The following is a 23,345-nucleotide window of genomic DNA, read 5'->3' on the forward strand; positions in this document are numbered from 1 at the left end:
GGGCGCCCCCGTCGCGCTGTCGGAGGGAGAGGAGAGAGAGGAGTGCGGGAGGTCGACGTCATGGCTCCAGCGTCGTGCGCCAAGGTCGTCGCCCACATCCACCGCAGGTCGTGCCGTACCGGGACCTCGGTCGCGCGCGTGGTCAGAACCCGAGGGTCAGGAGACGCGGCATCTCGGTGCCGTGCCGCCCGGCATCGTGCACGGCACCCAGCACCACCGCCTCGTGCGGGACCAACGGTTCCGGGAGCCCGACGAACGGGAACCAGGCCAGCTCCGCGGCCTTCTCGGGCTCCTGGATCGTCGGCGTACCGGTCCAGCGGGTGACCTCGAACATGAAGTCCACGCGCTGCTCGATCGCGGGCCCGCCCGGCTCCCCCCGGTGCAGCACCGTCAGCGGCCGCACGTCGTCGGGCGCCACGACCACGCCGAGCTCCTCGTGGGCCTCCCGCACGGCGGCGTCGATCACCGACTCGCCCTCTTCGACGTGCCCGGCCGCGGCGCACGCCCAGAAGCCGTCGCGGTAGCCGGTGCCCTGCCGCAGCTGGAGCAGCACCTGCCCCTCCCGCCGGAAGTAGAGATACGCGGCAGGCACGAGCGAGAAGCGGTCGTGATCCCCCTCGCTGTACCTGTCGGTCTCGGTACCTACCGCTTCACTCACGACAGGCAGCCTTGGCCGAGCAGCGCCTTGAGGTCACCGAACAACGCGGGCGACTTCTCCACCCGGAGACTGTCCGAGGCACGCACCATGGTCTTCTTTCCCGGCTCGGCCACGACGACGTGCACCTCCGCCGACCCGGGGTGGGTCGCGAGCACCTCCCGCAGCTTCACGATGACGGGCTCGACGGCCCGGCTGTGCGGCACGGTCACGGCCAGCGGCGAGTCGGAGCCCACGGTGATGTCGGGCAGCGCCACCTCCATGGCCTGCAGCTGCATCGACTCGTCCCGGCGGCGCACCTTGCCGCGCAGCACCACCACCTGGTCCTCCGCGAGCATCGTCGAGTACGCGAGGTACGTCTCGCCGAAGAACATGACCTCGACGGCACCCTCCAGGTCCTCGACGGTCACGGCGGCCCACGGGTTGCCGTTCTTGCTCATCTTGCGCTGCACCGACGTCAGCAGGCCGGCCACCGTCACCACGGAGTTGTCCGGCCGGTGCTCGTCGGCGATCAGGGAGGCGATCGACGTGTCGGCGGCCCGCTGCAGCACGTGCTCCAGCCCGGACAGCGGGTGGTCGCTCACGTAGAGCCCGAGCATCTCGCGCTCGAACTGGAGCTTCTGCTTCTTCTCCCAGTCCGGCAGGTCCGGAACCTCGACCGAGAAGCCCATGCCCGCCTCGTCGTCACCCGCTCCGCCGAAGTCCGCGAACAGGTCGAACTGGCCCTCGGCCTCCTTGCGCTTCACGCTGATCACGGAGTCGACGGCCTGCTCGTGGACCACGAGCAGCGAGCGCCGCGTGTGCCCGAGCGAGTCGAACGCCCCCGCCTTGATGAGCGACTCGATGGTGCGCTTGTTGCACACGGGCGCGGGGACCTTGTCGAGGAAGTCCTGGAACGACGTGTAGACGCCGTTCTCCTCACGGGCCGCCACGATCGCGTCGACGACGTTGCGGCCCACGTTCCGCACACCGGTGAGGCCGAAGCGGATGTCTCCCCCGACGGCCGTGAACTTCGCCGACGAGTCGTTGACGTCCGGCGGGAGCACCGTGATGCCCATGCGACGGCACTCGTTGAGGTAGAGCGCCATCTTGTCCTTGTTGTCACCCACGGACTGGAGGAGCCCCGCCATGTACTCGGCCGGGTAGTTCGCCTTGAGGTAGGCGGTCCAGTACGCGACGAGGCCGTAGCCGGCGGAGTGCGCCTTGTTGAAGGCGTACCCGGCGAACGGGACCAGGGTGTCCCAGACCGCCTTGATCGCGGCGTTGCTGTACCCCTTGTCCTTGGCACCCTTCTCGAAGTTGACGAACTCCTTGGCCAGCACCTCGGGCTTCTTCTTGCCCATGGCCCGGCGCAGCAGGTCGGCCTGACCGAGCGAGTAGCCGGCCATGATCTGGGCGGCGCGCTGCACCTGCTCCTGGTAGACGATCAGGCCGTACGTCTCGTCCAGGATCTCCGCGAACGGCTCGACGACCTCGGGGTGGATTGCCTCGATCTTCTGCTGCCCGTTCTTGCGCAGGGCGTAGTTGATGTGCGAGTTCATGCCCATCGGCCCGGGCCGGTACAGGGCGATGACGGCGGACACGTCCTCGAAGCTGTCGGGCCGCATCTGGCGCAGCAGGGAGCGCATGGCGCCGCCGTCGAGCTGGAACACGCCGAGGGTGTTGCCGCTGGCGAGCAGGTCGTAGGTGGCCTTGTCGTCGAGCTCCACGTGCTCGATGTCGACCGGGTCCTTGCCGTTCATCACGATGTTCTCGAGCGCGTCGTCGAGGATCGTGAGGTTACGCAGCCCCAGGAAGTCCATCTTGATCAGGCCGAGGCCCTCGGACGTCGGGTAGTCGAACTGCGTGATGATCGCGCCGTCCTGCGGGCGCTTCATGATCGGGATGATGTCGATCAGCGGGTCGCTCGACATGATGACGCCGGCCGCGTGCACGCCCCACTGCCGCTTCAGGCCCTCGATGCCGCGCGCGAGCTCGACGACGCGCTGCGCCTCGGGGTCGGTGTCGTGCACCTGGCGGAACTCCGACGCCTCCGAGTACCGCTCGTGCTTCGGGTCGAAGATGCCCGACAGCGGGATGTCCTTGCCCATGACGGCGGGCGGCATCGCCTTGGTGAGCTTCTCCCCCATCGCGAAGGGGAAGCCGAGCAGCCGCGCGGAGTCCTTGACGGCCTGCTTGGCCTTGATGGTGCCGTAGGTGACGATCATCGCCACGCGGTCGTCGCCGTACTTCTCCGTGACGTACTTGATGGCCTCACCGCGCCGGCGCTCGTCGAAGTCCACGTCGACGTCGGGCATGGAGACGCGCTCCGGGTTGAGGAAGCGCTCGAAGATGAGGCCGTGCTCCAGTGGGTCCAGCTCGGTGATGCCCATCAGGTAGGACACCATCGACCCGGCGGCCGACCCGCGCCCCGGGCCCACCCGGATGCCCTGCTGCTTGGACCAGTTGATGAAGTCGGCGACCACGAGGAAGTACCCCGGGAAGCCCATCTGGATGATGATCTCGACCTCGTAGTCGGCCTGCTTGCGCACGTCGTCGGAGTACCCGTTCGGGTAGCGCCGGCGCAGCCCCGCCTCGACCTCCTTGATGAACCACGAGATCTCGTCCTCCCCCTCCGGCACGGGGAAGCGCGGCATGTAGTTCGCCTGGTCGTTGAACGAGACCTCGCACTGCTCGGCGATGAGCAGCGTGTTGTCGCACGCCTCGGGGAACTCCTTGAAGATCTGCCGCATCTCGGCGGCCGACTTCACGTAGTAGCCCGTGCCGCCGAACCGGAAACGGTTCGGGTCGTCCAGGGTGGACCCGGAGTTGATCGCGAGCAGCGCCTCCTGGCTGGTCGCGTCCTCCTCCCGCACGTAGTGCAGGTCGTTGGTGGCCACCAGCGGAGCGCCGATCGTCTTGCTCAGCTCGATGAGCTGCTTGGTCACGCGCGTCTCGATGTCGAGCCCGTGGTCCATGAGCTCGACGAAGTAGTTCTCCTTGCCGAAGATCTCCTGCAGCTCGCCCGCCTGCCGGACCGCCTCGTCCCACTGGCCCAGGCGCAGCCGCACCTGGATCTCGCTGGAGGGGCAGCCGGTGGTCCCGATGAGGCCGTCGGAGTACTTCTCGAGCAGGTCCCTGTCCATGCGGGGCCACTTGCCCATCTGGCCTTCGAGGGAGGCGAGGGACGACGCCCGGAACAGGTTGTGCATGCCGGTGTTGTTCTTGCTCAGCAGCGTCATGTGGGTGTACGCACCACGCGCCGAGACGTCGTCGGACTCCTGGCCTGCCTCGCCGTACCGCACGCGCGTCTGGTCGAACCGGCTGGTGCCCGGCGTGACGTAGGCCTCGACGCCGATGATCGGCTTGATGCCCGCCTTCTGCGCCTGCGCCCAGAACTCGTGCGCCCCGAACAGATACCCGTGGTCGGTCGTCGCGATGGCCTTCTGTCCCTGCCGCCCGACCTCCTCCATGAGGTCGCCGATCCTCGCCGCGCCGTCCAGCATCGAGAACTCGGTGTGGACGTGGAGGTGGACGAAGTCGTCGCTCTTCGAAGCGGTGGCGGTGGGCATGCGGCGAGTTTAGATCGAGCCACCGACACTCTCGCCCAGCAACGCCGAGCGGAACCTCACATCAGCGGTACGCGCCGCGCACGACCTCGAGGGCCGCCGCGAGATCGTCGGGATAGTCCGACTCGACCTCGACCCGACGCCCCGTCGTGGGGTGCTCGAAACCCAGCCGGTGCGCATGCAGCCACTGCCGGGTCAGACCCACCTTGCTGGCCAGCACGGGGTCGGCCCCGTAGGTCAGGTCACCCACGAGCGGGTGCCGCAGCGCGGCGAGGTGGACCCGGATCTGATGGGTCCGCCCGGTCTCGAGGTGCACCTCCAGCAGCGACGCGGCCGACAGCATCTCGAGCGTCTCGTAGTGCGTCACCGACGGCTTGCCGTCCGCGGTCACGGCGAACTTCCAGTCCGAGCTCGGATGCCTGCCGATGGGTGCGTCGACGGTGCCCGACGTCGGGTCGGGGTGGCCCTGCGCGAGCGCGTGGTAGATCTTGTCGACGGTGCGCTCCTTGAACGCGCGCTTGAGGCCGGTGTACGCGAGCTCCGACTTCGCGACGACCATCAGGCCGGAGGTCCCGACGTCGAGCCGGTGCACGATGCCCTGGCGCTCGGCGGCACCCGACGTCGACACGCGGTAGCCCGCCGCGACCAGCGCGCCCACCACGGTCGGGCCGGTCCAGCCCGGTGAGGGGTGCGCCGCCACGCCGACGGGCTTGTCGATCACGACCAGGTCGTCGTCGTCGTACACGATGCCCATGCCGGGCACCGGCTCCGCCACCACCTCGACCGCCGGCCGCTCCTGCGGCATGTCCACCTCGACCCAGCTTCCGGGAAGCACCCGGTCCGACTTGCCCACCTGGCGCCCGTCCAGGCGTACGGCGCCCGCTTCGGCGAGCTCCGCCGCGCGGGTCCGGGAGAAGCCGAGCATCCGGGCGAGCGCGGCGTCGACACGGTCGCCCGCGAGCCCGTCCGGGACGGGCAGCGTCCGCAGCGCCATCAGGCGGGGTCGCTCTGATCGTCACGCGCCGAGTCGTCCGGCGTGGCGGCCGGCTCCTCGTCCGTGTGCCGCTTGCCGTCCAGGCCGATCCCCCGCAACGACAGCAGCGCGATCAGCACGGCGGCAGAGACGACGGCGATGTCCGCGACGTTGCCGACGAAGAAGCCCGCGTAGTCGATGAAGTCCACGACATGGCCGCGCGCGAAGCCCGGCTCGCGCGCCAGCCGGTCCACCAGGTTGCCGAGGGCCCCGCCCAGCAGCAGGCCGAGCGCCACGGCCCACCCGCGCGAACCGAGCCGTCCGATCGCGCGGACGATGAACACCACGACGACCGTCACGACGATGGTCAGGATCCACGTGTAGCCCGAGGCGATCGACAGCGCCGCACCCGGGTTGTAGATCAGGCGGATCCCGAGCAGGTCGCCCACGACCTGGATGGTGGGCGCGTTCACCTCCAGCGCGGACTCGGCCCACCACTTGGTGAGCTGGTCGGCGGCCAGGACGAAGGCCGCGAGCACGGCTGTCCACACGACGAGGACTCGACTGCCCGACGCCGGCGGCGTGGTGGTGGGAGCCGTCTCGTCGTCGGCCACGGCGGGAGGTTCAGCGGGAGTAGACATCAGGCAAAGTCTCCCATGCCGCCGGTGGTACGCGGCCCCGCGCGGCGCGCGTCGTCCCCACGCGGCTGTGACGACATGCCACGGGCACGACCCGGCAGAGCAGTGGGGCCCTTTCCCGAATACCCGGGAAAGGGCCCCACTGATTGTCTGCTGCAGCACTACCCTCGCGTCACCGCACGACGGCAGTCAATTGACGACTCGCGTCAGTTGCAGGCCGCGTACTTGGTGAAGTTGCCGGTGTTGAACAGGTTCAGCGGGCCGTCCCAGTGCCACGGAGCGACACACACGTTGTTCAGGACGTTGACCGAACCGTCGCCACCGAGCTGCGTCTCGCCGTCGTTGCAGGCCTGGTAGTCCGTGACGTTGGCGGTGCTACCGACGTTGCCGGGGCCCTCCCAGTACCAGGGAGCGACGCACACGTCGTTCAGCGCGTTGAAGCTGCCGTCGCTCTCGACGGCGACGACGTCACCGGCGGTCGCGACGTCCTCAGGGACCATCGCACCGTCGACGCCCGCGGGGGCCTCCGAGGTGCCGTAGCCCTCGAGCATGTCCAGCGCACCGTCTGCGCCGACGACGCCCAGCGGGCTCGTCGTACCGAGCACGTCGGCCGCGGCAGCAGCACCGTCGGCCACCTCCGTCGCGCTGCCGGCAGAGGGTGCGCCGATCAGCTCGGGCGCGTCGCCCGCAACCATCGCGCTCGCACCCGATGCCGCGGCGACGACCAGACCGGCCGACATGACCACGGCTGCCCCTGCACGGCAGGTCGCACGGAATCCTCGGATCATTTGTGTCTCCCCCTCGAATAGCTCACTCGGAATTGCGATGAAGCACACGTGTGTGATTCACCGGGACGAGCATCCGGCGGAAATTTCACCCTGTCAATTGGAACGTGACGGGGCGCACAAGGTCGAGAATGCGACATTACAGGACCGAACCCCGCGGCATTGCGCCAGGAACACCCTTAACCCGGACATCACAGTGTTGATATCGAATAGTCGAGGTCGCACCGGGGAAGCCGGTCCAGGGCGTTGTTCAGACCGACCGGTCGAGGCGGGCGGGCGGCACCGTCGGCCGTCGAGCCGCACGTCGCGTGTCGGTCAGACCCGTGTGGTCGCTGCCGAACCGCACGATCATCGTGGCCGCGCCCGCCGAACCGCACGATGAACGTGGTCCTGCACGCCGAGCCGCACGAAACACGTCGCTCAGAGCCCGGATCGACACGTGGCCTGCGGTTCGGCGAGCACATGGAGTGTCCGAGCACATGGAGTGTCAGGGACGGAGCAGGGGGAGACGGAGCAGGGGGATACGAACGATGACGCGGGACATCAACGATGTCCCGCGTCATCACACTCGCGCGCCCGTGGGTCCGGGCCGTCCACTCAGGCGCCGCGCCGCTCCTCGCGCGCCTTGGCCTCGACCGACAGCGTCGCCCGCGGGAAGGCCTGGAGCCGCGCCTTGCCGATCGGCAGGTCCGTGACCTCGCAGGTGGCGTACGTGCCCTTCCGGATGCGGTCGAGCGCGTGGTTCGTCTGGTCCAGGAGGTCCCGCATGTTGTTGACGAGGGTGAGCTCCTGCTCACGCTCCAGAGCACTCGACCCGTAGTCGGCCTGGTCGTCGCCCGCGCCGTCACCGGAGTTGCGCAACAGGTCGGACAGCTCACGGTCGGCCGACTCCAGCTCGCGCTCCAGCCGCTCCTTGTCCTCGAGGAGAAGTGCGGCCAGCTCCTCGGCCTCGCGCACGGTCCAGGGTTCTTCGCCGTCACGGACGGGGAACTTCTTCACGTCTCGTGTCAGGTTCGGGAACTCTTGCTTGATCGCCGCTCGCGTTGCGGTCGAGATCTTGGTCATGGGTTCCCCTTCGCGGTCGCCCCCGGTGGTCAAGTCCACGAAGCGTAAGCACAAGCGGCCGGACGCACAACGGGGCACGCCGATGTGGCGTGCCCCCATCATGGGTGCGTCTGGCGTATCGCGCGCGACGGCCGGGCGTGAGGTGGGGACGCCCGGCCGCCGTGCTCGACGAGTGCTGCTGTCAGATGCCCTGCGCCATCTCGGCCGGGCGGCCGGACTGCTGGTTGTTGCGCGGCGGCAGCGCCGAGCCACGCGCGTCGAGGTCACCGAGCAGGTTCTGCAGGAAGCTCTTCAGACGCGTGCGGTAGTCGCGCTCGAAGACGCGCAGCTCGTCGATCTTGCGCTCCAGGAGCGAACGCTCCTGCTCGAGCTGGGAGAGCGTGCGGTGCGAGGTCTCCTCGGCGTCGCGCACGATGCGCGCACCCTCGGTCTTGGCCTCCGTGATGAGGCGGTCGCCCTCTTCCTGGCCGGAGCGCACGTAGTCGTCGTGCAGCTTCTGCGCCAGCTGGAGCATCCCCGTCGCGGACTCCGGCTCCGGACCGTTGCCCTTGAGGCCGGCGGCAGGGCCGGTCGGCATGACGGGCGCGGCGACGGGTGCCGCCTGGGGACGAGCAGGACCGGCCGCGTCGTTCCGCGAGAGCTCGGCGATCCGCCGCTCGGCGGCCGCGACCTTCTGCCGGAGCCCCTCGTTCTCCTCCTGGACGTTGGTCAGGGTCCGCACGACCTCGTCGAGGAAGTCGTCGACCTCCTCGACGTCGTAGCCCTCGCGGAACTTCGTCGCGGAGAACTTCTTGTTGAGGATGTCCTCTGCAGTGAGCAGTGCCATCGTGTCACCTCGAAAGTTAGAACGTAGGAACGCAGAACACGGACGTCGGCGCTGCCAAGCCGCGCGCCCTCCGCCGAAGCCCACGGTAGCGGACGACATCGGCGCGGGACACCGGGAGCACACCCGGGCACGATTTCCTCACAGAGTGTGCCGTGTCACCCCAGGCCGCATCCATGCACCGGTCAACGTTTCCGCGGGCACCGCCACCTGGGCCCGACGGGGCCCGCATCGAACCAGCACAGATTCACCACGAGGCCGACTCGCCTACCCGATGCCTCCGACCAGCGACGAGAGCAGCGAAACGCCGAAGAACAGGACGATGAACGCCAGGTCCAGCTGGACCTGGCCCAGCCGCAAGGGTGGGATCAGGCGGCGCAGGAACCGCAGGGGCGGGTCGGTGACGGTGTAGATCGCCTCGGCGATCACGAGCAGCACGCCACGGGGCCGCCAGTCCCGGGCAAAGAACTGCACCCAGTCGAAGATGAGCCGTCCGATGAGGAACAGCAGGAAGAGCCACAGCACGAAGCCGATGAAGTCCCAGATCACAAGGGACAACCTAACCTGTCCCAGCGGGGTACAGGGGCAGATGCCCGGTGTGGGTGCCGCGCGAGTCCGGTCAAGATCAGGCGGACGTGCACGAACGGCCGGGTACGCGTGAGGGGCGGACGCCGCGGCGACCGCCCCTCACACCTGCTCCTGCTGGGTCGAGCTCAGCTCTGGTTGTAGAAGCCGCCGCGTCCGTTCGGCTTCTCGGTGGCGACCTGCTCCTCGGCGGCGATCTCCACGTGCTCGGGCGAGAGCAGGAAGACCTTGTTGGTCACCCGCTCGATCGAGCCGTGCAGACCGAAGATGAGGCCGGCGGAGAAATCGACCAGGCGCTTGGCGTCGGCGTCGTCCATGTCGGAGAGGTTCATGATCACAGGGGTCCCGCCGCGGAAGGCCTCGCCGATGCTCCGCGCGTCGTTGTAGGACCGCGGGTGCACCGTCGTGATGCGGCGCAGGTCCGACGAGGACAGTGCCTCACGGGGTACGCCGTCGCGGTGCAGCGGCGTGACCTGTGCGTGCCGGTGATCCTCCACGTTTTCCTCCAGGCCCTCGTCGTACTCGTCGAGGTACTCCTGCTCGCCCTGATCGTCGGCGAGGCCCAGATACAGCATGGTCTTACGAAGTGCTCCGGCCATCGCTCTTTCTCCGTTCGTCGCCTGCTGCGCGTCCTTCTGTCTCGGTGTCCAGCGGGCCCGTACAACAGGTCCGACCTTGACCCCTGATCGAGGTCGCCTTGACAAAAGTAGCCCGGCGCAATCCGACCCGGAAGCGCGACACGCCGTGCCACGAACAACTTTGCCAAAGTTGTTCAGCGATTGCTCGCTAAAAACGACATCCGTGTGATTTTGCAGGTCAGAGCGGTGTTATCGGCGTGTCGCGACTCCAGCAACAGGGCAGATGACGGTCAAATGAGCGCGATGATGCCTGCCTGCCGTCCGGTTGTGGTACCGGTCGCGCTGGCCCTCCGGTGCGAGAAGAGGTCCGGATCCTCGAGCGTGCAACGCTTCACCCGTGTCGCCTCGACCCCACGGGCGGCGAGCTGGGCGACCACCCCGGCCGGCAGGTCAAGTCCTGGTGTGCCCTCGTTCGTCGTGGCGTAGGTCGCGGGCTCGGCCGCCGCCACCTCGTCGCGCATCGCGGCGGGCACCTCGTAGCACTTTCCGCAGACCGCCGGTCCGATGGCGGCGCGCACGCGCGCAGGGTCGGCACCCCGGGCGACGAGCGTGTCGAGTGCGCGGTGCACCACACCGGCCAGCACGCCGTTGCGCCCCGCGTGCGCCACCCCGACCACGCGCGCCACCGGATCGGCCAGGAGCACCGGCACGCAGTCGGCCACCAGGATGCCGAGGCCGAGGCCTCGCTCCGCGGTGACCAGCGCGTCGGCCTCCCCCGCCGACGCCGGCGGCCGGTGGGCGGCCCACCGGGTGCGCTCGGCCGGGCCGAGCTCCAGCACCCGGTCGCCGTGCACCTGGGTGGCGAAGGCCACGGGCGCGCCGAGCCGTTCTGCGGCCAGGGACCGGTTGACGGCCACCCGGTCGGCGTCGTCGGACACGTTCAGGCCGAGGTTCAGACCGCCGCCGGCCGGTGTCGCCCACGGGTCCGGCGACACGCCGCCCCCGCCGGTCGTGAAAAAGGCGTGCACCCCGTCGCCAAGATCGACGGGGTGCACGCCTGCAGGAGTACGGGTATCGCTCACGGTTGCGAGGGTACCCGTCAGATCACTTCAGGAAGTCGGGGACGTCCAGGTCCTCGGAGGACCGGCGCGGGTTCTCGTCATACAGCGGCGGCACCTCCACACGCTCGCCCTGCTCGCGCGTGACCTCCTGCCGGTTGAACGAGCCCTGCACCACGACGGCCGGCTCGTCCAGCGTGCGCGGCACGTCGTCCGACCCCTCGTCGTCGATCACACGGGGCAGTGTCGACACGGGCGACGGCTGCTGGACCGGCGGGACCGACGGCGGCATGCCGTGCGCGCCGTGCTGCTCGGGTGCGCGGCGGGCCGCGTCCGACACGTCGGGCAGCGGAACCGGTGCCGTGGCAGGGCTCCGTGTCGCCGCGGTGGCCGGCGCGGCGACCGCTCCGGCCACCTGACCGAGCGCGCGGTTGTCCTTGCGCTCCTTGGGAAGGCCGCCGTCGAAGCCCGCGGCGATCACCGTGACGCGCACCTCGTCGCCCAGGGCGTCGTCGATGACCGTGCCGAAGATGATGTTCGCCTCCGGGTGCGCGGCCTCCTGCACCAGCCGCGCCGCCTCGTGCACCTCGAAGAGGCCCAGGTCGCTGCCGCCCTGGATCGAGAGCAGCACGCCGTGCGCACCGTCGATCGAGGCCTCGAGCAGCGGCGACGAGATCGCCAGCTCGGCGGCCTGCACGGCACGGTCCTCGCCCCGGGCGGAACCGATGCCCATGAGCGCGGACCCCGCACCCTGCATGACCGACTTCACGTCCGCGAAGTCCAGGTTGATCAGGCCGGGCGTGGTGATGAGGTCCGTGATGCCCTGCACGCCGGAGTGCAGGACCTGGTCGGCCGAGTGGAACGCCGCGATCGCCGACACGTTCCGGTCCGACATCGACAGGAGCCGGTCGTTCGGGATCACGATCAGCGTGTCGACCTCGTCGCGCAGGTTCTCGATGCCGCTCTCCGCCTGCACGGCGCGGCGGCGGCCCTCGAACGTGAACGGACGGGTCACGACCCCGACCGTCAGCGCGCCGAGCGAGCGCGCGATACGCGCCACGACGGGAGCACCGCCCGTACCGGTGCCGCCACCCTCGCCCGCCGTGACGAAGACCATGTCGGCGCCGCGCAGGACGTCCTCGATCTCCTCGGCATGGTCCTCGGCGGCCTTCTTGCCGACCTCCGGGTCCGCGCCGGCGCCGAGGCCGCGCGTGAGCTCACGTCCCACGTCGAGCTTGACGTCGGCGTCGGACATCAGGAGTGCCTGTGCGTCTGTGTTGATCGCGATGAACTCGACGCCCTTGAGGCCGACCTCGATCATGCGGTTGACGGCGTTCACACCACCGCCGCCGATACCGACCACCTTGATTACTGCCAGGTAGTTCTGCGGAGTTGCCACGTCGTCGCCTTTCGATTCGGGTCCCGAGTCCCGACTCTCATCCCTAAAACTCTCAGGTTGAGGTAGAGGGTTAGAGTTATGTCAGGTTGCTGCTGAGTTCGACGGTAGGTGTGCCGCCCTGGTGTGTCGAAGACATCGTTGCGCGTGTCGCGCAACGATGCACGCGAGAAAGCACACCGATGTCATTTTCCGCCCGAAGGGCCCGGACGAGGGTTCGACCGACGCGCCGGCCGCCGCCGTCAGTTCGTGACCGGCAGGTCGGGCGACGACACGTCGATGGTCCGCGCCGACGGCTCGGCGCGCAGCAGCGTCTGCGCCACCTTGGTCTTGAGCTCGACCTGCGCTCCGCTCCCCCACCGGATCACCCGGCCGTCGGACAGGGTGGTGCGCACGTCGTCCTGCGTCGCCGCGCTCACCGTCTTGATGTCGGCGGCCAGCCGGGGCGGCAGGGCGCCGAGCACCGCGAGGGCAGCGTCCATGGCGCGGCGGCCGGCCGCGCCGTCGGCGAGCGAGACCACGATCGACGGCAGGTCGTCGGGGACGTCCTCGGCGGTGCCCACCCGCACGCCCTCCGCGTCCATCAGGGCGTACACGTCGCCCGCCTGCGGTACCGCGGCCACCGGCTCCCGCGAGGTGAGCGCCACCGCCAGGCCGTCCGGCCAGGCCCGCGTGATCGTCACGTCCTTGACCGCGTTGAGCGCGAGGATCTCCTCCCGCAGACGCACCGTGTCGATCCGGGGCAGGGGCACGCCGGACTCGTCCGTCACGGTCTCGCGCACCTGCCCGACGTTCACCGTCGTGCCCTGCCCGGACACCCGCACCTGCTCCGGGTCGAGTGCGAGCAGCGGCGAGAAGAACGCCGCCCACACCAGGCCCGCGACGACGACGGCGGCCACTGACGTCCAGCCGATGCGGCGCCACACGCGGTAGCGGGCCATCGCCGTGCGCTCGGCGAGCCGGTCGGCCAGCTGGTCGGAGACCACGTCGTCCCGGGGTCCCGACGGTGCGGGGCGGCCGGCGCCGGGGCGGTTCGCCGGGCGTTCTGCCGGAGCCGGCTGCCGCGCCGCGCCCTCGGCCCGGGGGCGCGGGGCCGGTTCCCTCGCCCCGGCCGCACGGCCGGGGCGAGCCGGCGCAGAAGACCGCTGGGCGGACTCCTGCGCCGGACCCTGGACCGTGGCCCCCCGGGCCGCCGAACCCTGCGGCTCCCGGTTCTGCTTTCCATGCTGTGCCGAACCCTCGCCTGCGGGGCGCGGCCGTGCCGTGCCCGCGGCGCGAGGACGCGCGGGCGGTCGCATCAGTCCTCGCCCGGCCCCGCGGTCGCGGCACCGGTGGCCGAGCCCCCGGCGACCAGGCCGGCCACCCGGCCGGTCAGGCGGGCCAGGACGGCCGGACCGAGCTGCGTGACGTCGCCGGCGCCGACCGTGAGCACCACATCGCCCGGCCGCGCGAGGTCGGCGATCGCGTGCGCGGCGTCCAGCCGGTCCGGCACCGCGTAGACGGCGCCGTGGTCGGTCATCAGGTCGACGATCGTGCTCGCCGAGACCGACGGGTCCGGCTCCTCGCGCGCCCCGTAGACGTCCGTGACGACCACCTCGTCGGCGGCGGACAGCTCGTGGGCGAACCGGTCGGCGAACGTCTTCGTGCGCGAGTACAGGTGGGGCTGGAACAGGACCAGCACCCGCCCGCCGTCGGCGATCTCGCGCGCGGCCGTCAGGACCGCACGGACCTCCGTCGGGTGGTGGGCGTAGTCGTCGACGACGCGCACGCCGTCGGCCATCCCCTTCTCCTCGAAGCGGCGACCCGTGCCGACGAACGCCTCGACGCCGGCGACCGCCTGCTCGGGCGCCACGCCCAGCTTCACGGCGGCGATCACGGCGGCGGTCGCGTTCAGCACGTTGTGCTTGCCGGGGACCGAGAGACGCATCGGGATGCCCGGGACGGTGCCGGACACGCCCGCGCCGTCGGCCACCTGCTCGTTGGTGCCGAGGATGTCGCCGCGCAGCACGGCCGTGGTGCCCTCCGGCGTGGTCGAGATGTCCGTGACGCGCACGCGTGCGGTGTCGCTGGTGCCGTAGGTGATGACGTGGCCGCCCGTGGCGCAGATCGTGGCGCCCACCGACAGCGAGCCGTCGTCGTCGGCGCACGCGATGAGCCAGCCGTCGGGCACCAGACGGCGCGCGAACCGGATGAACGCCCCGTTGAACGCCTCCGGGGTCCCGTAGTGGTCCAGGTGGTCCGCCTCGACGTTCGTGACCACCGCGATCGTGGGCGTGTAGTTGAGGAACGAGCCGTCCGACTCGTCCGCCTCGGCCACGAGCACGTCGGACGCGCCGAGGTGGCCGCCCGGCGTGGACCCGTTCGCGCTGCGTACGGTGCTGCCGATCGCGTACGACGGGTCGAGACCCGCCTCGCGCAGGATCGTCGCGATCATCGCCGACGTCGTCGTCTTGCCGTGGGCGCCGGCGACGGCGACCCCTCGCGACCCTTCCATGAGGGCGGCCAGCGCCTGCGAGCGGTGCAGCACGTTCAGGCGGCGCGCACGTGCGGCGGCAAGCTCCGGGTTGTCCTCGTGGACGGCGCTGGAGATCACCACGGAGTCCACCCCCGTGAGATGGGCCGGATCATGGCCGACCCACACCTGGACGCCCTCGGCCCGCAGGGCCTCCAGCGTCTCCGACTCGGCGGCGTCCGAGCCCTGCACGGACACGCCCCGTCCTGCGAGCAGACGGGCGACGACGGACATCCCCGCCCCGCCTATGCCGATCATGTGAACGCGCCCGAGCTTGGCGACCTGACCCGTCATCTGATCCGTGACCGTGGTGCTCATGACCTGACCTCCGTGGTGTCGGTACCTGCTGACCGTACGGCTTGCTCGACGAGATCGACGACGCGTGCCGCGCCGTCGCTGGTGCCGGCCGACCGTGCGGCCTTCGCCATGACACCGAGCCGCTCGCGGTCCGCGAGCAGCGTAGGAACGTTCCTGGACACCCAGTCGGGTGTGAGGTCTGCGTCGTCCACCAGCAGACCACCGCCCGCCTCCACCAGCGGGAGCGCGTTGAGTCGCTGCTCGCCGTTGCCGATGGGCAGCGGGACGTAGACGGCGGGGATGCCGAGCGCCGCCTGCTCGGCCACCGAGCCCGCGCCGGAGCGGCAGACCACCAGGTCGGCCAGCGCATAGGCGAGCTCCATCTGCTCGAGGTACTCGCGGACCTGGTAGCGCCGGTCGTCGAGGGCGGGGACCGCCGCGAGAGTCTGGCGCACGTCGTCGATCTTGCCCTTGCCCGTCAGGTGCAGCACCTGCGCGCCCGTGGCGAGGATCTGGTCGGCGGCGCCCGACACCGCGCGGTTCAGGTTCAGCGCACCCAGGGAACCCCCCGTGACGACGAGGGTCGGCAGCGCGGGGTCCAGACCCAGCTCGGCGGCGGCGCGGGCACGCACGCCCGCGGCGTCGGCCTCCCGCTCGTGGACGAGGGCCGCGATGGCCTGGCGCAGCGGCAGGCCCGTGAGGACGCCGCCACGCAGCGGCGTACCGGCGAAGGTGAGGCCCACGCGGGCCGCCCACCGCGCGCCGAGCCGGTTGGCCAGGCCCGGCCGCGCGTTCTGCTCGTGGATCACGATCGGTACGTCCTTGCGCTTGGCCGCGAGGTACGCCGGAGTGGCCACGTACCCGCCGAAGCCGATCACCGCCTGCGCGCCGATCTCGTCGATCGCGTCCTCGGCAACCCGCACCGCGGCGGCCAGCCGGCCCGGCAGCCGCAGCAGGTCGGGGCTGGGCCGCCGCGGCATCGGCACCCGCGGGACCGGCCGCAGCTCGTAGCCCCGGGCCGGTACCAGCTCGGCCTCCAGGCCGGTCGTGGTACCGAGCGCGAGCACGCGCGCGCCGGGCTCCCGGCGCCGCACCTCGTCGGCCACCGCGAGCAAGGGGTTCACGTGTCCTGCGCTACCGCCACCGGCGAGCACCACCGACACAACTGCTGAGCTCATCATCACCTTCTCGTCGTCGCCCGGTCGTACGTCCCGGGCGGATCGGTGCGCGGGGCCCCGCCGCGCGAGATCCGATGTGCCGGAACTCGTTCACAGATGGAGCCACCGTGCACATTTCTACCGTCTACGGACCGCGCCGCCCAGCACAGCCAGTGACTTGCGGACGACGCTACCGCGTGCAGCCAGTGCCTTGGCAGCCCCCGGCTCCGTCCGCGCGAAAGAGATCACCATGCCGAGGGCGGCCATCGTGGTGATCAGCGCGGAGCCACCGGCGGACACCAGCGGGAGCGGTACACCGATCACCGGCAGGACGCCGATCACCACGCCGATGTTGACGAACGCCTGGCCCACGATCCAGCAGGCGACGGCGGCCGTGGCGACCTTGACGAAGGGGTCGGTGTGCCGCTGGATCACCCGGCTCATCGCGAGCCCCAGCACCGCGAACAGCGCAAGGACCAGGACCGTGCCGAACAGGCCGAGCTCCTCGCCGACCACCGCGAAGATGAAGTCGTTGTGCGCCTCGGGCAGATAGCTCCACTTCTCGCGGCTGCCGCCCAGGCCGACCCCCCACAGCCCACCGGTACCCAGCCCGAACAGGCCGTGCAGGGACTGGTAGCACTCCGACGAGGTGTCGCACTCGGCGCCGTAGGTGGCGATGATGCGCTGCAGGCGGTCGCCACCCTCCTGCTGCACGATGAACACGTACCCGACGACGAGCGCGGCCAGCGTGGTACCGAGGCCCAGCAGGGACAGCGGCACGCCCGCCACGAAGAAGGCACCCGCCACCAGCAGACCGATCACGAGCGCCGTACCGAGGTCTCCCCCGCCGAGCACGAGCCCGACCACCACGACGGCGCCCGGCGCCGCCGGCATGATCGCGTGCGACCACCGGCCGAGCAGCGGCTGCTTGCGGCCCAGCACGGTACCGAGCCAGATCGCGAGGGCGAGCTTGGCGAGCTCCGACGGCTGGAACCGCACCGGCCCGAACGACAGCCAGTTCTGCTGCCCGTTGGTGATCTCTCCCATGAAGATCACCGCGACGAGCAGCACCACGGCGGCGAGGAGCCCGGGCAGCGCCAGTCGCTTGTACCAGCGGACGGGCAGGTGCGCGGCAACGAGGAGCACCGGCAGGCCCATCAGCGCGTACTGCGCCTGGACCAGGAACGCCGCGTACGGCGAGCCTCCACCGGCGATCGACGTCACCGTCGAGCTGGACAGCACCATCATCAGGCCGATCACGGTGAGCAGTCCCGTGGCGCCGACCAGGAGGTAGTAGCTGGACACGTTGGAGTTCCACTGGCCCAGCCAGGAACGGTCGGTGGCGCTACGGCTCGTTCCCGTCGTGGCCATCCCCTGTCCCTCCCGCGCCTCAGTGCGTGGTGGTGAGCTCACGCACCACGCGTGCGAACTCCTCGCCGCGCCGGGCGTACGAGGCGAACTGGTCCTGCGACGCGCCCGCCGGGGCCAGCAGCACGGTGTCACCTGGCTGCGCCAGGTCCCGCGCCGCGGCGACCGCCCGGCGCATCACGGTCCCAGTGTCACCGGGATCGACCACCACGACCGGGATCTGCGGCGCGTGTCGGGCCAGCGTGTCGGCCAGGGGGCCGGGGTCGGCGCCGATGACGACCGCCGCGCGCAGGCGGTCGGCACGGGACGCCACCAGGTCGTCGAACGTGGCTCCCTTGGCCAGTCCACCGGCGATCCAGACCACCGTGCCGTGGGCGAAGCCCGCCAGGGAGGCTGCCGCCGCGTGGGAGTTCGTCGCCTTCGAGTCGTTCACGTACGTGACGCCGCCCGCGTCGGCCACCCGCTGGATCCGGTGCTCGCTCGGGCCGAACGACCGCAGACCGTCGCGGACGGCGGCGGCGGGCACGCCGTGCGCCCGGGCCAGCGCGGCGGCGGCCAGGGCGTCCGCCACGATGTGGGTCGGCACGACGCCGGCCAGGTCGCCGAGCTGCTCGAGGTCGGCGAGGGTACCGAGCTCCGCGGCGCTCCTGCGGCGGTCGGGGTCGTCGTCCGCGGCGTGGAACACACGGTCCACGAGCACGTCGTCGACCAGCCCCAGGTCGCCGGGGCGGGGGGCGCCGGCCGCGAAGCCGACGGCCCGTGCGCCCTCGACCACGTCGGCCTCGCGCACCAGCTCCTCGGTGGTCCGGTCGGCGACGTTGTAGACGCACGCCACTCGCACGCGCTCGTAGATGCGGCCCTTGTCACGCGTGTACGCGTCGACCGAGCCGTGCCAGTCGAGGTGGTCCGGCGAGACGTTGAGGACCGCGCCGGCCTCCAGCGACATCGTGTGGGTGAAGTGGAGCTGGAAGCTCGACAGCTCCACGGCCAGGACGTCGAGGGTGGGGTCGAGGGCCGCCTCGACGAGGGACCGGCCGACGTTCCCCACCGCGGCCGTACGCAGGCCCGCCGCGCGCAGGATGGCGGCCAGCATCTCGACGGTCGTCGTCTTGCCGTTGGACCCGGTGATGCCGAGCCACCGGGCCGGCTCGGCGGAGCCCAGGCGGTCGACCCGCAGGCGCCACGCGAGCTCGACCTCGCTCCACACGGGCACGCCGGCGGCCAGCGCCGCCGCGACGACGGGGTGGTGCGGCGCGAAGCCCGGCGAGGCGACCAGCAGGTCGGCCCGCGCCAGCACCCCGGCCGCGGCGGTGGTGTCCAGGCCGGAGTGGTCGGCGTCGTCGGCCTGGTCGTCGACGGTGACCAACGACGCGACGCGTGGCGCCAGGACCCGCTGCAGCGACCGCCCGGTGACGCCGAGCCCCGCCAGGACGACGCGGGCGTCGGCCAGGGGAACGCGTGGCTCGACCGCCCCGTAGGTGTCAGCGGCCGGGCCGGAGGCCTCGGTCACTGGGCGACCCACTCGGCGTAGAAGATGCCCATGCCCAGGCCGGCGAGCAGACCCGCGATGAGCCAGAACCGGATGACGATCGTGACCTCGCCCCACCCGGACAGCTCGAAGTGGTGCTGCAGGGGCGCCATCTTGAACACCCGCTTGCCCGTCATCTTGAAGTATCCGACCTGGATCACGACCGAGGAGACGATGAGCACGAACAGGCCACCGATGATCACCGCGAGGAGCTCGGTCCGCGACAGGATCGACAGGCCGGCCAGGGCACCGCCCAGGGCGAGCGAGCCGGTGTCGCCCATGAAGATCTTCGCGGGATTGGCGTTCCACCACAGGAACCCGACGCAGGCGCCCGTGACCGCTGCGGCGACGACCGCGAGGTCCTGCGGGTCGCGCACCTCGTAGCAGCGGGGCCCGGCAGTGGCCAGGAACTGGCACGACTGGTTGAGCTGCCAGATGCCGACCAGCACGTAGGCGCCGAACGTGATGATCGAGACGCCGGTGGCCAGGCCGTCCAGGCCGTCGGTCACGTTCACCGCGTTGGACCACGCGGACACCAGCAGGTTGGCCCAGATCACGAAGAGGATGAGGCCGACGGTAGCGCCGGCGAACGCCAGGTCGATCTCGGTGTCGCGCAGGAACGAGATCTTGGTCGACGCGGGGGTGCGCGAGTTCTCGTTGGGGAACTGCAGCGCGAGCACGGCGAACGAGACGCCGACGACGCCCTGCCCGATCAGCTTGGCGCGCGGGGTCAGGCCGAGGGAGCGCTGCTTGCGGATCTTGGTGAAGTCGTCGAGGAACCCGATCAGGCCGAGGCCCGCCATCAGGTAGAGCGCCAGCAGCGCCGACACGCTCGGCAGCCGCTGCGACACCAGCATCGAGGCCGCGACCCCGATCACGGTGGCGGCGATGATGACGACGCCGCCCATCTGGGGCGTACCACGCTTGGTGAAGTGCCCGGTGGGGCCGTCCTCGCGGACGAACTGCCCGTAGTTCTTGTGGACCAGGAACCGGATGAAGACCGGTGTGCCCAGCAGGGCGACGAGCAGCGCCACTGCGGCGCTGACCAGGATCGCGATCACTTGTTGTTGTCCTTAGTGGTCAGAGCCGTCGACAGGTGGTCCCCGAGCTCGGCCAGCCCGGCGCCGAGGGACGACTTCACGAGCACGACGTCGCCGGGCTCCAGCGACTCGTCCAGCATCGAGCGGGCAGCCGCCAGGTCGGGCACGAAGATCGACTCCGATCCCCAGGACCCTTCCTGCATGGCGCCCTCGTGGATGTGATAGGCGCCTTCGCCGACCACGATCAGCTGCTTGATGTTCAGCCGTACCACGAGGCGGCCGATCTCGTCGTGCGCGGCGCGCGCGCCGTCGCCGAGCTCGAGCATCTCGCCGAGCACCGCGACGGAGCGCCGGGTGCGCCCCGACATGACGGCGAGCGTGCGCAGTGCGGCTTTCATGGAGTCGGGGTTCGCGTTGTACGCGTCGTCGACCACGGTGACGCCGTCGGGCCGTTCGGTGACGGCCATGCGGTGCGGGCTGAGGGCCGTGGCGCCGGAGAGCCGCTGCGCGACGTCGGCGACGGGCACGCCGAGCCGCAGCGCGACCGTCGCCGCCGCGAGCGCGTTGCCCACGTGGTGCGCGCCCACGAGCTGCAGCGCCACGTCGGCACGCTGCTCGTCGGTCCCGCCCGCAGCCGCCACCCGGAGCGTGAAGCTCGCGCGGCCCGCGGTGTCCACGGTGACGTCCTCGGCGCGGACGTCGGCGGACGGGATGGTGCCGAACGTCTGCACGGTGGTGCCCGGAGCGGCCCGGTCCGCCATCGCGACGACCCGCAGGTCGTCGGCGTTGAGCACTACCGAGCCCCCCTCGACGACGCCCTCGACCATCTCGCCCTTGGTCTGCGCGATGGCCTCGACGCTGCCGAAGTGGCCGACGTGCGCGACACCGACCGCGAGCACGACGCCGACGTCGGGCGGCGCGATGCGCGTCAGGTAGGCGATGTTGCCGACGCGGTCGGCACCCATCTCGAGCACCAGGTAGCGCGTGTCGGTGGTGACCCGCAGGACCGTCAGGGGCAGGCCGATCTCGTTGTTGAACGAGCCCTTCGGCACGATGATGGTGCCCTCCGGGGCCAGGAGCTGGCCGAGCAGGTCCTTGGTGGTGGTCTTGCCGACCGAGCCGGTCACGGCCACGACCTGGGGCACCGGTCCGCCGTCGGACCGGTCGCGCACCGTCGCCAGGACGTGCCGGGCGAGATCGCCGAGGGCCGCCTGGGGGTCGTCCACCACGACGGTCGGCAGGCCGTCCAGCTCACGGGCGGCCAGCACCAGTGCGGCACCCGCCGCCACCGCGGTGGCCGCGAAGTCGTGTCCGTCCACCCGCTCGCCCGGCAGCGCCACGAACAGCGCACCGGGGGCCGCGTCGCGCGAGTCGGTGATCACCGCCCCGGTGACCGCCACGTCGGGGTCGGCGTGCAGCCGCCCGCCGGTGGCTGCGGCGACCTGCGCCGCAGTCAGCTCGATCATGCCTGTGATGTCCTCTCCTGCATGGGGTACTGCTCGGGTTGCACGTTCCGCCGCTCGGGCTAGACGTCCTGCTGAGGTCGCACCTTCCGGGCTGCCAGTGCCGCGCGCGCCTCGACCCGGTCGTCGAGCAGATGGTCCACGCCCGCGATCTCCTGGACGGTCTCGTGCCCGCGGCCGGCGACCAGCACCGTGTCCTCCGGGTCGGCGGCGACGATCGCGGCGCGGATCGCGTCCGCGCGCGGGGCGACCTCGTGGACCTCAACCGTACGCGAGCCGCTGCCGTCCGCCGCATCGACGTCCTGGTCCGGCGCGCCGTCGGGGCCGGTGCCCGCGAGCACCTCGGCCCGCACCTTCGCGGGGTCCTCGTCGTGGGGGTCGTCGTCCGTCACGTAGACCACGTCGGCGCCGCGGACGGCAGCCGCGCCCATGAACGGCCGCTTGCCGGGGTCGCGGTCGCCCGTGGCGCCGAACACCACGGCCAACCGGCCGCTGGTCGTCGGCCGCAGGGCGGCGAGGCTGAGCTCGAGCGCCTCCGTGTTGTGCGCGAAGTCCACGACCACGCGCGGCGCGGTGGCGAGCACCTCCATGCGCCCGGGCACCGTGGCGCTCAGGCCGTGGCCGGCGGCCAGCGCCTCGGTCACGTCCCGGATGTCGCAGCCGCCCTCCAGCACCATCGTCACCGCGAGCGCCGCGTTGGCCACGTTGTAGCCGCCGGGCAGCGAGGTGGAGGTGCGCAGGGTGCGCCCGTCGCGGTGGGTGAGGGTGAAGGCGGACCCGGTGCCGGACGGCGCGACGTCGGTCACCTGCCAGTCGGCGTCCCGGTCCGGCCGCGTGGTGAGCGTCGCGACGGGGACCTGCACGGCCTCGGCCATGCGCTCGCCCCAGGTGTCGTCGACGGTGACGACGCCGCGGCGGGCGCGGGCGGGCGTGAACAGGTCGGCCTTGGTGGCGAAGTACGACTCGAAGTCGCCGTGGAAGTCGAGGTGGTCCTGGGTCAGGTTGGTGAACCCGGCCACGCCGAACACGATGCCGTCGACCCGGTGCTGCGCGAGCGCATGGGAGGAGACCTCCATGGCGAGCGTGCGCACGTGGTCCTCGCGCATGGCGGCGAGCAGGGCCTGCAGGTCCGCGGCCTCCGGGGTCGTCAGGACGCTCGGGATGACGCGGTCGCCGGAGCGGGTCTCGACGGTGCCGATCAGGCCGCCCTTCCAGCCGAGGGCCCGCAACAGGTGGTCGAGCTGGTAGGTCGTGGTGGTCTTGCCGTTGGTGCCCGTGACGCCGAACGTCATCAGGCCCTCGGCGGGGTTGCCCAGCACCCAGGCGGCGACCTGGCCGAGAATGGCGCGAGGATCCTCGTCGGCGACGAGCACGGGCACCGTGCCGTCGGGGCCGATCAGCTCGGCTCCGCGAGCGTCCGTGAGGATGGCGGCGGCGCCACGTGCGACGGCGTCGGCGGCGAACTGCGCGCCGTGCGCGCGGGCACCGGGGACTGCCACGAAGAGGTCTCCCGGCCTGGCGACCCGGTTGTCCGACGCCACGCACGTGACCGCGGCGTCGGCGGGATGACCTGGGGCGATGGTGAGGCCGAACGCGATGGCGAGGTCGGAGACCTTGCGCGCGGTCATGGCCGCCGGACGGATCCGGTCGAACGGGGATGTCACGGAGTAGAACCTACCGCTTCCGAGGGGAGGGTCCTGTCCCGTCTGTGCGACTCACGTGGCGGTTGTGGGGCGGTCCGGGTCAACGGGCCGACGAGACGAGCGGCAAGGGCGCCAGGACAGGGCCCACGCGAGCGGAGTGTGTTGCCATCAGTAGACCTTGTCTGCTCATGGCAACACACTCCGTGGAGCAACGGTCTCCCCTGGACCGGTCG

General features: G+C 71.0%; 19 protein-coding genes. All 19 read right to left on the reverse strand.

Annotation, left to right across the window (positions count from 1 at the left end; genetic code table 11):
- Positions 1–142: 142 nt before the first annotated feature.
- Entirely contained in the window at positions 143–658 is a 516-nt protein-coding gene (locus ACFSL2_RS07675; RefSeq protein ID WP_377197282.1) for an NUDIX hydrolase, read from the reverse strand.
- The gene (gene dnaE / locus ACFSL2_RS07680) at positions 655–4,206 is read right to left on the reverse strand and encodes a DNA polymerase III subunit alpha (RefSeq protein WP_377197283.1); all 3,552 of its coding nucleotides are present in this window, start codon (positions 4,204–4,206) and stop codon (positions 655–657) included. The genes ACFSL2_RS07675 and dnaE overlap by 4 nt, the downstream gene beginning before the upstream one ends.
- Positions 4,207–4,267: 61 nt before the next feature.
- Positions 4,268–5,197 (reverse strand): RluA family pseudouridine synthase, encoded by a 930-nt coding sequence (locus tag ACFSL2_RS07685; RefSeq protein ID WP_377197284.1) that lies wholly within the window; start codon positions 5,195–5,197, stop codon positions 4,268–4,270.
- Complete coding sequence (locus tag ACFSL2_RS07690; protein ID WP_377197285.1) at positions 5,197–5,817, reverse strand: signal peptidase II; 621 nt, start codon at positions 5,815–5,817, stop codon at positions 5,197–5,199. The genes ACFSL2_RS07685 and ACFSL2_RS07690 overlap by 1 nt, the downstream gene beginning before the upstream one ends.
- Before the next feature lie 203 nt (positions 5,818–6,020).
- Positions 6,021–6,602 carry a hypothetical protein gene (locus ACFSL2_RS07695; protein ID WP_377197286.1) on the reverse strand — a complete coding sequence of 194 codons (582 nt, stop codon included), beginning with the start codon at positions 6,600–6,602 and terminating at the stop codon, positions 6,021–6,023.
- 594 nt (positions 6,603–7,196) lie between these two features.
- Positions 7,197–7,664, reverse strand: a complete 468-nt coding sequence (locus ACFSL2_RS07700) for a TraR/DksA family transcriptional regulator (RefSeq protein ID WP_377197287.1) — start codon at positions 7,662–7,664, stop codon at positions 7,197–7,199.
- A gap of 181 nt (positions 7,665–7,845) precedes the next feature.
- Positions 7,846–8,490 carry a DivIVA domain-containing protein gene (locus ACFSL2_RS07705; RefSeq protein ID WP_377197288.1) on the reverse strand — a complete coding sequence of 215 codons (645 nt, stop codon included), beginning with the start codon at positions 8,488–8,490 and terminating at the stop codon, positions 7,846–7,848.
- Positions 8,491–8,754: 264 nt separating this feature from the next.
- Positions 8,755–9,036: a YggT family protein gene (locus tag ACFSL2_RS07710; protein WP_377197289.1), complete on the reverse strand. Its 282-nt coding sequence runs from the start codon at positions 9,034–9,036 to the stop codon at positions 8,755–8,757.
- Between the two features lie 164 nt (positions 9,037–9,200).
- Positions 9,201–9,671 carry a cell division protein SepF gene (locus ACFSL2_RS07715; RefSeq protein WP_377197290.1) on the reverse strand — a complete coding sequence of 157 codons (471 nt, stop codon included), beginning with the start codon at positions 9,669–9,671 and terminating at the stop codon, positions 9,201–9,203.
- A 269-nt stretch (positions 9,672–9,940) separates the two neighbouring features.
- On the reverse strand, positions 9,941–10,732 hold the full coding sequence (pgeF, locus tag ACFSL2_RS07720) for a peptidoglycan editing factor PgeF (RefSeq protein ID WP_377197291.1): 792 nt from the start codon (positions 10,730–10,732) through the stop codon (positions 9,941–9,943).
- 22 nt (positions 10,733–10,754) lie between these two features.
- Entirely contained in the window at positions 10,755–12,107 is a 1,353-nt protein-coding gene (ftsZ, locus tag ACFSL2_RS07725; protein WP_377197292.1) for a cell division protein FtsZ, read from the reverse strand.
- 239 nt (positions 12,108–12,346) lie between these two features.
- Complete coding sequence (locus tag ACFSL2_RS07730) at positions 12,347–13,090, reverse strand: cell division protein FtsQ/DivIB (protein ID WP_377197293.1); 744 nt, start codon at positions 13,088–13,090, stop codon at positions 12,347–12,349.
- Positions 13,091–13,401: 311 nt separating this feature from the next.
- Positions 13,402–14,934: a UDP-N-acetylmuramate--L-alanine ligase gene (gene murC, locus ACFSL2_RS07735; protein ID WP_377197294.1), complete on the reverse strand. Its 1,533-nt coding sequence runs from the start codon at positions 14,932–14,934 to the stop codon at positions 13,402–13,404.
- Positions 14,931–16,094 (reverse strand): undecaprenyldiphospho-muramoylpentapeptide beta-N-acetylglucosaminyltransferase, encoded by a 1,164-nt coding sequence (gene murG, locus ACFSL2_RS07740; RefSeq protein ID WP_377197295.1) that lies wholly within the window; start codon positions 16,092–16,094, stop codon positions 14,931–14,933. Before murG ends, murC begins: the two co-directional genes overlap by 4 nt.
- 114 nt (positions 16,095–16,208) lie before the next feature.
- Positions 16,209–17,441 carry an FtsW/RodA/SpoVE family cell cycle protein gene (locus ACFSL2_RS07745; RefSeq protein ID WP_377197296.1) on the reverse strand — a complete coding sequence of 411 codons (1,233 nt, stop codon included), beginning with the start codon at positions 17,439–17,441 and terminating at the stop codon, positions 16,209–16,211.
- Positions 17,442–17,460: 19 nt separating this feature from the next.
- Entirely contained in the window at positions 17,461–18,948 is a 1,488-nt protein-coding gene (gene murD, locus ACFSL2_RS07750; RefSeq protein WP_377197297.1) for a UDP-N-acetylmuramoyl-L-alanine--D-glutamate ligase, read from the reverse strand.
- Positions 18,945–20,027: a phospho-N-acetylmuramoyl-pentapeptide-transferase gene (mraY, locus tag ACFSL2_RS07755; RefSeq protein ID WP_377197298.1), complete on the reverse strand. Its 1,083-nt coding sequence runs from the start codon at positions 20,025–20,027 to the stop codon at positions 18,945–18,947. Before mraY ends, murD begins: the two co-directional genes overlap by 4 nt.
- The gene (locus ACFSL2_RS07760; RefSeq protein WP_377197299.1) at positions 20,024–21,472 is read right to left on the reverse strand and encodes a UDP-N-acetylmuramoyl-tripeptide--D-alanyl-D-alanine ligase; all 1,449 of its coding nucleotides are present in this window, start codon (positions 21,470–21,472) and stop codon (positions 20,024–20,026) included. The genes mraY and ACFSL2_RS07760 overlap by 4 nt, the downstream gene beginning before the upstream one ends.
- A gap of 59 nt (positions 21,473–21,531) precedes the next feature.
- Positions 21,532–23,133, reverse strand: coding sequence for a UDP-N-acetylmuramoyl-L-alanyl-D-glutamate--2,6-diaminopimelate ligase (locus ACFSL2_RS07765; RefSeq protein WP_377197300.1), 1,602 nt, complete (start codon positions 23,131–23,133; stop codon positions 21,532–21,534).
- Positions 23,134–23,345 lie beyond the last annotated feature (212 nt).

This window comes from Promicromonospora aerolata (assembly GCF_042682255.1).
Taxonomy (GTDB): Bacteria; Actinomycetota; Actinomycetes; order Actinomycetales; family Cellulomonadaceae; genus Promicromonospora; species Promicromonospora aerolata.